This window comes from Salinivibrio sp. PR919 (genome assembly GCF_001995355.1).
Classification (GTDB): Bacteria; Pseudomonadota; Gammaproteobacteria; order Enterobacterales; family Vibrionaceae; genus Salinivibrio; species Salinivibrio proteolyticus.
The window spans coordinates 1-12,391 of the sequence record NZ_MUFL01000008.1; the positions used below are offsets into that span (position 1 = coordinate 1).

Here is a 12,391-nt window from a genome sequence, read left to right on the forward strand (position 1 = left end):
GGCTCTGGCTCTGGCTCTGGCTCTGGCTCTGGCTCTGGCTCTGGCTCTGGCTCTGGCTCTGGCTCTGGCATGCTATCGAACGCGGCCTGCTCTTCAGGATCAAGCGGTTCCGCATCTGCTAATGCAGCTTCTTCGTCATACTCAGGCAAACTGGTTAGGTCGAGAAGGTCCTCTTCCCTGAGATCGTCAAGATTTTCGCCTTCATCATCTGCTGTCTCAGCGTCTAGATCATTGTCGCCATCTTCTGCCGGCGCATCGTCTTCGCTGACATCTTCTGCGGCTTTATCCACATCCGCAGTTTCATCACCCGCTGGCTCAGCATCTAGATCGTCGTCGCTGTCTTCTGTTGGCGCATCATCTTCGCTGGCATCTTCTGCGGCTTCATCTGCATCCGCAGTTTCATCATCGGCTGGCTCGACATCGAGATCATCATCACCATCTTCTGCTGGCGCATCGTCTTCGCTGGCATCTTCTGCGGCTTCATCTGCATCCGAAATTTCATCATCTGCTGGCTCAGCGTCTAGAGCATCGTCGCCATCTTCTGCTGACGCCTCTTCTTCGCTGGTATCTTCTGTGGATTCATCTGCATCCACAGTGTCATCATCTGCTAGCTCGGCATCTAGATCATCGTCGCCGTCTTCTGTTAGCGAGCCCTCTTCGCTGGCATCCTCCGCGACTTCATCCGCATCCGCAGTTTCATCGTCTGCTAGCTCTGTATCTAGAGCATCGTCGCCATCTTCTGCTGGCGCCTCATCTTCGCTGGCATCTTCTGCGGCTTCATCTGCATCCGCAGTGTCACCATCTGCTAGCTCAGCGTCTAGATCATCTTCAGTATCTTCCGCTGGCGCATCCTCTTCGCTGATACCTTCTGAGGCTTCATCTGCATCCGCAGCTTCATCATCTGCTGGCTCAGCGTCTAGATCATCGTCGCCATCTTCTGTTGGAGCCTCATCTTCGCTGGCATCTTCTACGGCTTCATCTGCATCCGCAGTTTCATCATCTGCTGGCTCGGCATCTAGACCATCGTCACCGTCTTCTGCTGGCGCATCCTCTTCGCTGGCGTTTTCTGTGGCTTCATCTGCATCCGCAGCTTCATCATCTGCTGGCTCAGCGTCTAGAGCATCGTCGCCATCTTCTGTTGGAGCCTCATCTTCGCTGGCATCTTCTACGGCTTCATCTGCATCCGAAATTTCATCATCTGCTGGCTCGGCATCTAGATCATCGTCGCCATCTTCTGCTGACGTATCGTCGTCGCTGCTATCTTCTGCGACTTCATCTGCATCCGCAGGCACATCGCCTTCGCTGGTATTCTCTACTGACGCATCCGCTTCGGCGGTTTCGTCTACTTCGCCACTATCGTCACTGTCTGGCTCTGGCTCTGGCTCTGGCTCTGGCTCTGGCTCTGGCTCTGGCTCTGGCTCTGGCTCTGGCTCTGTCTCCCATCATCGCTTTCATAAAGCAAGTGCTCTAGTTCAGCTTCATTCGGATCGGTGTCGTCTTCCCCCCAAAGTGCCGGATCATCATCCTCAGCCAGTGGGTCGATATCATCATCCCCTACCACTTCTTCAAGCAGCGCATCTGAGTCTTCAAGATGAGGATCATCTTTATCGAGCACTTCGTCTAACAGTGCGTCACTGCTTTCATCAAACTCGTCGATATCATCATCGTCATCCTTGATCCAAGCCTCGTCATCGGCCTCTTCTTCATCACCAACCAGCTCATCGAGCAACTCGGTGGTGTTATCGAGGGATAGGTCGTCATCGTCGCTATCGTCATCCGATAGTTCAATGTCTTGGCTAAGGTCAAGCTCAGGCTCGCCTTCGAGAACCTTGTCAAACAAGGCATCATTTGGTGCGTCTTCTGACTCGTTAGCAGCCTTATCTGTGTCTGATGTCGCTTCTTCCGGCTGGTCAGCCCCCTCACCTTGTTCGCCGGCTAACAGAGCGTCGATATCATCAACATCGCCGCCATTATCTTCTTCGAGTGATTTTGCCCATTCTGCAGCCAGTGCTTCATCCGCACTCATTTCTTCTTCAGGGGCAGCATCTGACTCTTCTGGGGTCGACTCTTCTTCGACCGATGGTTCAGGCGTCTCTTCTGGGGGAGCCTCCGCTAGCTCATCCAGCGCTCGCTCCATGTCTTCCAGGCCAATAGCATCATCCCCATTGGGTGCCACGCTCGACTCGTTACCCGACATATCATCGAGGTCATCATCCAAGTCAAGATCGTCGAGATCCGTGTCATCACCGAACATTTGGTCTTCATCGCCACCAAAGTCGTCGGCAATTTCTAACTCATCATCCTGCGGCTCCTCATTGGCTTCTTCCTCTTCAGGATCAGGCACCATGATAACCGGCATATCATCGTCAATTTCATCATGATCGAGCGCCGCTGGCTCTTCGACGTCATCCTCTTGCTTTTTACGACGCGAGAGGAAGAAGAAAATCGCCCCCGCAATCGCAGCGCCAGGCAGAATCGCTAGCATAGCCAGCAATAACGGGCTATCCATCAATGATTCCACCGCTGATGGCGGCTGGGTTTCTTTTGCGACTTTTGCTTGGCGTTGTTGCTCTAAGAACGCGCGGATTTCTTGGTTCAATTCAGCATCATTGCCCACTTGCTCTTTCAGCGCAGAAAGCTCGTGTTGAACTTCCGATAGACGGACTTTGAGCACATGATTGCTTTCCACCAAGCGCGTCATTTCTTGATCCGATGCTTGCAATTGCGACTGCAAATTCTCGACCACTTGTGGCTGTGGTGACGTGTCATCGCTTGAGGAGTCCGCCATCGAAGATGCATCAGGCTCTTCAGTATCTGGTGAGGGAGGCGTTGCATCAGGACGAGAGGCAGCCGGTTGCTGAGGTTCACGAGGTGCGCTCACTTGGGTGCTAAGTGGCGCTTGCGGGGTTGCCTGGGCTTGCTTTCTCGCTTGGTCGATTTCGAGGCGCGCAACAACATCGTTAGTGCTTTCACGCTGAATTTGCGCCAAGGTTGGCATTACTAAGTTACTGCCAGGCTGCAAACTATGGATATTGTTATCCGCAAACGCATTCGGATTTAAGCGAAAAATCGCTCCCAAGGTTTGATAAACACTGACTTGGTTATTCGGCCGCATTTGCGTGGCAATAGACCATAAGGTTTCATTCGCCCCGGTTGGCCCATAACGCTGCGGTGTCGGCGTATTCACTGGCYGCGGCGCTGATTGCGCCTCAGTAGTCATTTCATCCTGCGGTCCAAGAATACGAATCGCCGCTTCCACAGAAACAGTAGAAAAACTGAAGACAATAAACGCGACCATGGCTAGTAAGACAGCAAGACGCTGACTGAACTTTCCAGTGGTCATACACGTTTTACGATGAGAAGACTGTTCACTTTGCTGTGCGTCGGACACACCCGCACCCCTTATGGCAGAAATGGCCTCACTAAATACCTAACTATATCGGAAGCCATGCTAAAAACTGTAGTTTGATGATATAAAAGTGTGTTGTGCGATCAAACTGTGGGCGCTCGGCCTCAGTTTTACCTTTACGATTACCGGCAATTTGCCGCGACACACCGAGTTAAAAGCAAAAATAGTGCCTAAAAAAATACCCTGTCAATGGTGACAGGGTATCATGACGTCTTGCCATCGTTGCGATAAACGCTGTGGCAAATTTACAAGTAATCGCGCACCAAGAGTTCCGCAATCTGCACTGAGTTCGTTGCAGCTCCTTTTCGGACGTTATCCGCTACGACCCAAAGGTTTAAGCCATTCGGGTGACTAATATCATTACGGATCCGACCCACTAAAACCTTATCAGTGCCAGTGCCCTCTTTCACTTGCGTTGGGTAGTCCTCACCTTCGAACACTTCGATATGTTCATGTTGGCTCAAGATGGCCACCGCTTCTGTAGCGTCAATTGGTTGACGGCATTCAATATGCACCGCTTCGGCATGGCCATAGAAAACAGGAACACGCACACAGGTGGGGTTCACGCCAATCATTTCATCGGCAAAGATCTTTTGCGTTTCCCACACCATTTTCATTTCTTCTTTGGTGTAGCCATTGTCCATAAACTGATCGATCTGTGGCAAACAATTAAACGCGATCTGTTTGCTATATAGCGCCGGTTCAGCGTCTTGACTATTGAGCAGTTTAACCGTTTGTCCGGCAAGTTCATCGATACCCAACTTACCGGAGCCCGAGACAGATTGATAGGTCGACACGTTAATACGCTCAATTCCCACTGCATCATAAATCGGTTTCAACGCCACCAGCATTTGGATGGTGGAACAATTGGGGTTAGCGATGATATTGCGGTTACGAAAATCGCCAATCGCGGCTGGGTTCACTTCGGGAACCACAAGAGGGACATCAAAGTCATAACGGAACTGGGAGGTGTTATCAATCACGACAACACCTGCGTCTGCCGCTATAGGCGCCCACTGTGCAGACGCTTGTGCGCCTGCTGAAAATAGGCCGATTTGCACTTGGGTCCAATCAAACTTCTCTACGTTTTGAACACGTAGGCTTTCGCCTTTGAATTTGATGGTTTCTCCTTCACTGCGCTCACTGGCGAGCAGGTGCAGTGTCCCAATCGGAAAGTCGCGCTCTTCTAGGCTATCAATAATCGCGCGTCCTACCGCGCCTGTTGCGCCTAAAACCGCAACGTCAAATGCTTGTGTCATGCTTGCTCCTCAATACTAAAGCCGAGCTTAGCCAGCGACTGTAACCCGAAATCCGTCTGTCCGGCTACTGTGATCGCACTGTACTCACGTCGATCCCAGTAATTTTTTCGTAATTGGTCAAAGGCTGTACGTTGCGCGGGTTTATTGTCCCCAGCGCCATGCATCGCGCGACGAAAATCACTGTCGTCCCGACGAATATCGTAGACCAATTGTGTCAATGCCATTAGATCGCTTTGTTGCCATGGCTGAGCAAGCGCCACATGAGGGATGGGGGCCGTCGGTAGCAAGTCACTGGCGTGGGCACGATGAGGCAAGCCAAGGTGTTCACACAGTGCGTTAAACACCATGGTAGTACCGCGCGCTTTTCCTTCTAGGCCATAGCCTGCAATATGCGGCGTGGCAAAGGTCAGCTTGTCCATGAGGTCTAGATCAACCTCGGGTTCATGCTCATACACATCAAGCACCGCATCCATGTCGCCTTGATCAAGTCGTGCACTCAAGGCCTGATTGTCAACCACAGGGCCGCGCGCCGCATTAATCAATATACTGCCCGCGCCCAATGCCGCYAAACGTGTCGCGTTCATCAAATGGTAGGTGGGGTATTGGCCATCGCGCGTTAATGGTGTGTGAAAAGTCACTACATCACACGATGCAATAAGTGTATCAATATCAACCATTGGGCGTGGATCACCGGCATCTTGGCGAGGCGGATCGCACAACACCGTTTTTATCCCTAGCGCATCAAGGCGCTCGGCTAGATAGCTGCCCACGTGCCCGACTCCCACAATACCGACCGTCCGGTCTGTAATCGAGAATCCTTGTTGTTGGGCCAAGACAAGCAGCGCGCTGATCACATACTCAGCAACCCCAACTTTGTTGCAGCCGGGTGCTGCCGTCGCGTGAATACCTTGGGCATGCAGGGCGTTAAAATCAAGGTGATCTTCACCCGCGGTTGCAGAGCCGACAAAACGTAACCGAGACGCACCTTTGACTAGGGCCTGATTCACTTGTGTCACACTTCTTACCATTAATGCATCAGCATCAATCAAATCCGCCGCGCTGATTGCGCGCCCGGGTAATGCCACGACCTCACCCAATTGGCTAAACAAGGCTTGGGCATAAGGCATGTTTTCGTCTACAACAATTTTCACGTTCAACGTCCTGTGTGAGTCGGTGCACCGCGTATCGGATGCAAAATGCGAAGGTAATATTGTATCTGGCTCGTCACAAGAAAACACCCTTGCTCAACGGGGGACGATGGAATTATCGATGGCAGCAGTCGGCATAAAAAAACCCGGCCGAAGCCGGGTAAATCCAGGACCTGAAAAGACCATTACCGGCTCTCAACGATAATAGCCCGCGTCTGATGGCAGAATTGCTCTGCAAACCTGGAAAACGAGGGGCGGATTAACCGCGATATTTTTCGATCACCAAGGTCGCATTGGTGCCACCGAAGCCAAAGCTGTTCGACATCACTCGCGTCAGTGCTTGCTCACGCGGTGTAGTGACAATATCCAACCCTTCTGCAGCAGGATCGAGTTGTTCGATGTTAATACTTGGCGCCACAAAGCCATGCTCCAGCATCAGCGTCGAATAAATGGCTTCATGCAYACCTGCCGCGCCTAATGCGTGGCCCGTCATGGCTTTGGTCGCTGAAATCGCTGGGCTCTTACCTGCGAAAATTTCTTGGATCGCGCCAAGCTCTTTGACATCACCGACAGGCGTGGATGTGCCGTGGGTATTGATATAATCCACGTCGCCATCCACATCTTGCATCGCCATCTTCATACAGCGGATAGCGCCTTCGCCTGACGGGGCAACCATGTCGTAGCCGTCAGAAGTCGCACCATAACCGACGATTTCACCGTAGATGGTCGCGCCACGCGCCAATGCATGCTCAAGCTCTTCGACCACCAACATGCCGCCACCACCAGAGATAACAAACCCATCGCGGTCTGCATCATAGGTCCGTGAAGCCTTTTGTGGGTCGTCATTGTATTTCGTTGATAACGCACCCATGGCATCAAACATCATGGTTAATGACCAATCAAGCTCTTCGCCGCCACCCGCAAATACGATGTCTTGCTTACCCAATTGGATGAGCTCAAGTGCATGACCGATACAGTGTGCTGATGTTGCACAAGCAGAGCTCATGGTGTAGTTCACCCCTTTAATTTGAAATGGGGTGGCCAAGCACGCAGAGACCGTCGAGGACATAGTGCGTGGCACCATGTAAGGGCCAACACGTTTAACCCCTTTTTCTCGAAGAATATCGACCGCGGCTACTTGGTTAACAGAAGACGCACCGCCTGAGCCTGCGACAAGGCCGGTCCGTTCATTAGAGACGTGTTCAGGTGCAAGACCTGCGTGTTCAATCGCTTGCTCCATGGCAAGATAAGCAAAGCCAGCCGCGTCACCCATAAAGCGCATTTTTTTGCGGTCGATATGGTCGGCGGGGTTCAGTTTGAGATCACCCCAAACGTTGCTGCGCAGTTTCATATCGGCAAACTGCTGAGAGAAGTTAATGCCAGATTTTCCCGCTTTGAGCGACTCCAGCACTTCTTTGACGTTGTTACCAATACTGGAAACAATCCCCATGCCTGTAATGACAGCTCGTTTCATGATTCTTTCCTAGACGTTAATTTCGCAGTGGATGATAGCGTTTTTAAAGCTGATAAGTGGTCAGCTTTCCTTTCAGTCAGTACAATTTCGCTTYTACGACATTTTTGTATGAGGCATTTGTGAGCTCTCCCTCAATTAAACATGCGCAAATCAGTTGGAACGACACTGGCACACCGGTCGCCGACCAGTTTGACGATGTGTATTTTTCTAACGCTGACGGCCTCGCCGAAACCCGCTATGTGTTTTTGGCTCAAAACCAACTCCCCACCCGCTGGGAGACCCACTCATCGCCCCGCTTTGTGATCGCGGAAACCGGTTTCGGCACCGGATTAAACTTTCTCGCGACCTGGCACGCCTTTGCGCAGTTCCGCCAAGCCCAACCCGATGCGGTGGTCACGCAACTGCACTTTATCAGTTTCGAAAAATACCCTCTGACCGTAGAAGATCTTGACCGTGCGCATCAAGCTTGGCCTGAGCTTGCCCCGTATGCAGAGCAGCTTCGCTCTCACTACCCTGTCCCTTTGGCGGGCTGTCAACGGATCGTGCTGGCACAAGGTCAGATTACACTCGATTTGTGGTTTGGTGATATTAAAGATTGGTTACCACAGGTGCCGACTGGCGCTGCAGGGATTGTCGATGCTTGGTATCTCGACGGTTTTGCCCCGAGCAAAAACCCGGAGATGTGGAATCAAGATTTATTTGATGGCATGGCTAGGCTTGCCCGTGAGCAGTGTACTTGCGCCACCTTTACCGCCGCTGGTTTTGTCCGTCGTGGTCTATTAGCTGCCGGTTTTGACATGAAAAAGGTGAAAGGGTTTGGCCATAAACGCGAAATGCTGGCAGGCCGATTACCCACGCGGAAAACGGCGACCAGCTTTCAACCATGGTACGCACGGACTCCGGCTATATCGGCAGATGATATTGCAGTGATTGGCGGAGGGATTGCCAGTGCCGCATTGATCACGGCATTACTTCAACGCGGAAAACGCGTCACCCTCTACAGCCAAGACTCACATCCTGCGGCGGGAGCATCAGGTAACCGCCAAGGTGCCATTTATCCACTTTTAAATGGCAATAACGACAATTTAAGCCAATTTTTTGCTCCTGCGTTTTTGTTTGCTCGCCAGTTTGTTAAGCAACAACACGAGCAAGGGATCGCGTTTGAACACCAATGGTGTGGCGTGACGCAACTGGGTTACGATGAGAAAAGTGCGACCAAGCTGGCTAAAATGACCAAGGGTGACTTTCCAGACACACTCGTCAAGCCAATCGATAAGGCAGATGTGGCTGAGACGGTCGGCCTAGAAACCGGCCATGCAGGCGTATTCTATCCATTAGGTGGGTGGATGAGCCCACAACAATTTACGGCCGCTGTGATTGATGCGGCTATCGCGAGCGGACAACTGCGCGCACATTTTGATTGCCACGTGGATGCTCTGACGCAAGCCGACAATGGCTGGACACTTAACACAGCAATTGGTGAGGTTTGGCATCATAATGTGGTGATCGCAAACGGTCACCAATCCGCTCAATTTGGCCAAACACAGCCGATTCCTGTTTATCCAGTGCGAGGTCAAGTGAGCCATGTCCCCACCAATGCTGAGCTGCGTCAACTCAATACAGTGCTGTGTTTCGAAGGCTATTTAACGCCGGCCAATCAAGCAGGAGAGCATTGCTTGGGGGCCAGTTACAGCCGGAATAATGCCGATCTCACTTTCCAAGCTGATGACCAAACCGAAAACCAACAGCGTCTCACCAGTTGTATTGATACCGACTGGGCGCGTGCCGTGCCGGTTGCGAAAGAAGGACGTGTGGGCGTGCGCTGCGCCAGTCGCGATCACCTCCCGTTTGTGGGCAATGTTTGCGACTATGACGCACTGGTTGCTGCGTACCAGAATCTGCAAAAAGATAAAGAAAAAGCAGGCTCCGTGCCTGTCTATCCGGGGCTATTTTGCCTACTCGGCTTGGGGTCACGTGGTCTTACGTCCGCGCCGCTTGCCGCGGAAATACTCGCCGCACAATTGTGTGATGAGCCTTTGCCATTACCACAAACGGTGCTCGACAGCCTGCATCCAGGGCGAATGTGGGTACGTAAGCTGTTAAAAGGTAAAGCCTTGTAACCACAGGCACGAGACAAAACAGCCATCGTCAAGACGATGGCTGTTTACTGTCGGTGCCGACTATTCCATGCGCGCAGCGGCGAAGACTATTGGTCTTTTTCAACCTGTTGCTGCAGCAAGTCCCACAATGCGCCCACCAAACGTTGATCGCCGGGAGACAATTCACTGGCATTGTCATTGAGGCTGGCATCCACACGCGCTTTGAGGGAGGCAACGTCATCAAAGCCTTCCAATTCGCAGTCTGCAGCGGCAAGAGACACATGGCCACGCAAATAACCACTGGCAAATAACTCATCATCAGAGGCGGTTTCTACCATCTCATCAATCAAGGTCAAAATACGTTCTTCGTAGTCTTGGATCATCATGTCTCTCTTAGCCTGACTCGGGCAATGCAAAATCGTTGGGCGTTAACGGGGCAATGCCGTAAAAGCCTCGCAAGGTATCAGAAAACTGCTTAGCACGCACGGGTAATACGGGGCTTGTGCTGTCTTCGCTCAGGTAGTCCATCACTTGCTGACGCACTTTGGCAGTAAACGCATGGCGATCCGGCTCGACACCACTTAAATTGTCGCAACTGACTTGAAAACGAAATCTACAGCTTGTAGAAAGTATCCACTCAATCGCTTGTGGCTTTACTTCCACGGCCTCAAAGGCGGCTTGCTTGTCAGCATCACGACCATCGGGGTGATACCAATAGCCATAGTCTTCCAATTGACGGCGTTTCTCACCGGCAATGGTCCAATGTGCAATTTCATGTAACGCAGAAGCAAAAAAACCGCGCGCAAAAATCACCCGATGATGTGGGTACGTTGCATCCGCGGGCCGATAAATGGGTTCATCGCCGCCCAGTAAGAGTTCAGTATTGAACGTGCCAAGAAATGTTTGGTTAAAAAGCCGGATTAAGTCGTGATAATCGTGGGTCATACAGCACTTTAATAGGATTAAATATCAATCAGTAACAAAAAAGACATTTTTAGCGATAAAAAGCAGCATCTACAACAGCTAACCCTTTCAATCTAAACACTCTTTTTTATTTGTTCCTCATCACAAATTTGATTGTATGAGGCCGTTAAGGCCACTACAATGCGCGTCAATTTCTAATCCCAGTATAAGGTGTCGGGTTGTATGTTGTTATTGACGCTTTATGTCATTGGCATTACCGCGGAAGCCATGACAGGTGCACTCAGCGCAGGTAGAAAACACATGGACTGGTTTGGGGTAATGTTTGTCGCCAGTGCCACCGCTATCGGTGGCGGAACCGTCCGCGATATTCTTTTTGGCCACTACCCTCTCACTTGGGTTGCTAACCCGCATTTTCTCGTGATTACTTGCGTCGCAGGCTTGATTACGCCGTGGATTGCCAGCTGGGTTGCACGCAATTATAAACTGTTTGTCACCCTAGATGCACTGGGCCTTGCCGCCTTCAGCATTATTGGCTGCCGCGTAGCGATGGATATGGGGCTACATCCTCTGATTTGCATGGTTTCATCCCTGATCACCGGTATTTTTGGTGGACTATTGCGTGACTTAATCTGTCGTCAATCGCCGATGGTCTTGCACAAAGAGTTATATGCCTTGGTCGCCTTTGTCACCGGTGCGCTTTACTTTAGCTTGATTCGCCTCGATGTCGGTGAACTGATTGCGACGGTTGCTAGTTTAGTGATTGGCTTTAGTTTTCGAATGGCTGCCCTTCGTTTTGGTTGGTCGTTACCCGTTTTTCGCTTTGAAGCTCCTTCATCACTGCACTGATCATAAAAAACCGCACAACTGGGTGCGGTTTTTTGGGTAAGCGACTGAATCAAAAACTATATGCTGGGGTTCGCCCCCATTTGGCCACGATGACGCAGCAAATGGTCCATAAGCACAATCGCCACCATGGCTTCAGCAATTGGTACCGCGCGGATCCCCACACAGGGATCATGACGGCCTCGGGTCACCACATCCGCGGACTCCCCATGAATATCAATGCTTTTTCCTGGCACGGTAATGCTAGAAGTCGGCTTTAGGGCTAAATGGGCAACCAGCGGCTGACCTGAAGAAATCCCTCCCAGAATGCCACCGGCATGGTTTGAGGCAAAGCCGTCAGGATGTATTTCATCACGATGCTCACTGCCGCGCTGGGTTACCACATCAAAACCATCGCCAATCTCGACCCCTTTCACCGCATTGATCCCCATCAGTGCGTGGGCGATATCAGCATCTAAACGGTCAAACACCGGCTCCCCTAAGCCTACCGGCAGGTTTTCCGCCACTACGGTCAGTTTCGCACCAATCGAGTCGCCGTCTTTTTTAAGCTGACGGATAAGTGCGTCTAACTCATCGAGTTTATTTGGGTCAGGACAGAAGAAAGGATTTTGCTCAACTTGCGCCCAATCAACTGTGTCTATGGTCACGTCTCCCATCTGCGCCAAGTAGGCACGGACCTGAATACCGTGGACTTGGGCAAGGTATTTTTTAGCCACCGCCCCAGCGGCAACACGCATCGCGGTTTCACGTGCTGACGAACGACCACCGCCGCGGTAGTCGCGGATGCCATATTTATGATGGTAGGTAAAATCGGCATGGCCGGGACGAAACACATCTTTGATTTTGGAGTAATCTTTTGAGCGTTGGTCGGTATTTTCGATCATCAAGCCGATCGATGTCCCCGTGGTTTTGCCCTCAAACACACCGGAGAGAATCTTAACGGCGTCAGGCTCGCGACGCTGTGTGGTGTACTTCGATGTGCCGGGGCGACGACGGTCAAGATCATGCTGCATGTCCGCTTCCGTCAACGTCAACCCCGGGGGGCAGCCGTCAATAATCGCGCCCAGTGCGATACCGTGGCTTTCTCCAAACGTCGTCACGCGAAAAATTTGTCCAATCGTGTTGCCTGCCATGCCTTCCTCTGTTTGCCTGATGGGCATTGTTGTGTTTTTGCGTACTTTGTTAGCAATTAACCACAAAGCAGTCAAAGACGCAAAAAAAATCCACCTCAGATC

Annotated in this window: 9 protein-coding genes and 1 pseudogene; 2 read left to right on the forward strand and 8 right to left on the reverse strand. The window is 51.5% G+C overall.

Features of this window, described 5'->3' with window-relative positions:
- The 5 genes and pseudogenes from BZG83_RS16695 to fabB all read right to left on the reverse strand — a co-directional run.
- A pseudogene (locus BZG83_RS16695) lies at positions 1-1,292 on the reverse strand (hypothetical protein); the annotation flags it as partial.
- Between the two features lie 50 nt (positions 1,293-1,342).
- Entirely contained in the window at positions 1,343-3,391 is a 2,049-nt protein-coding gene (locus BZG83_RS02490) for a FimV/HubP family polar landmark protein (protein WP_077479240.1), read from the reverse strand.
- Between the two features lie 263 nt (positions 3,392-3,654).
- Positions 3,655-4,668, reverse strand: coding sequence for an aspartate-semialdehyde dehydrogenase (locus BZG83_RS02495; RefSeq protein WP_077479241.1), 1,014 nt, complete (start codon positions 4,666-4,668; stop codon positions 3,655-3,657).
- A complete protein-coding gene (pdxB, locus tag BZG83_RS02500) occupies positions 4,665-5,819 on the reverse strand; it encodes a 4-phosphoerythronate dehydrogenase PdxB (protein ID WP_077479242.1) in 1,155 nt (384 codons plus the stop codon). The genes BZG83_RS02495 and pdxB overlap by 4 nt, the downstream gene beginning before the upstream one ends.
- A 256-nt stretch (positions 5,820-6,075) precedes the next feature.
- Entirely contained in the window at positions 6,076-7,290 is a 1,215-nt protein-coding gene (gene fabB / locus BZG83_RS02505) for a beta-ketoacyl-ACP synthase I (RefSeq protein WP_077479243.1), read from the reverse strand.
- Positions 7,291-7,409: 119 nt separating this feature from the next.
- Between fabB and mnmC the strand changes: the two genes are divergently transcribed.
- Positions 7,410-9,410 carry a bifunctional tRNA (5-methylaminomethyl-2-thiouridine)(34)-methyltransferase MnmD/FAD-dependent 5-carboxymethylaminomethyl-2-thiouridine(34) oxidoreductase MnmC gene (gene mnmC, locus BZG83_RS02510; protein ID WP_077479244.1) on the forward strand — a complete coding sequence of 667 codons (2,001 nt, stop codon included), beginning with the start codon at positions 7,410-7,412 and terminating at the stop codon, positions 9,408-9,410.
- Between the two features lie 86 nt (positions 9,411-9,496).
- On the opposite strand, the gene BZG83_RS02515 is transcribed toward mnmC, so the two are convergent.
- Positions 9,497-9,772, reverse strand: coding sequence for a YfcL family protein (locus BZG83_RS02515; protein ID WP_077479284.1), 276 nt, complete (start codon positions 9,770-9,772; stop codon positions 9,497-9,499).
- A 10-nt stretch (positions 9,773-9,782) separates the two neighbouring features.
- Positions 9,783-10,334: an elongation factor P hydroxylase gene (locus BZG83_RS02520; RefSeq protein ID WP_077479245.1), complete on the reverse strand. Its 552-nt coding sequence runs from the start codon at positions 10,332-10,334 to the stop codon at positions 9,783-9,785.
- A 201-nt stretch (positions 10,335-10,535) separates the two neighbouring features.
- Here BZG83_RS02520 and BZG83_RS02525 point away from each other — a divergent pair, with 201 nt between their 5' ends.
- Entirely contained in the window at positions 10,536-11,159 is a 624-nt protein-coding gene (locus BZG83_RS02525; protein WP_077479246.1) for a trimeric intracellular cation channel family protein, read from the forward strand.
- Between the two features lie 56 nt (positions 11,160-11,215).
- Here the strand turns inward: BZG83_RS02525 and aroC are convergent, their stop codons facing one another.
- Positions 11,216-12,289, reverse strand: a complete 1,074-nt coding sequence (gene aroC / locus BZG83_RS02530) for a chorismate synthase (protein ID WP_077479247.1) — start codon at positions 12,287-12,289, stop codon at positions 11,216-11,218.
- Between the last annotated feature and the right edge of the window lie 102 nt (positions 12,290-12,391).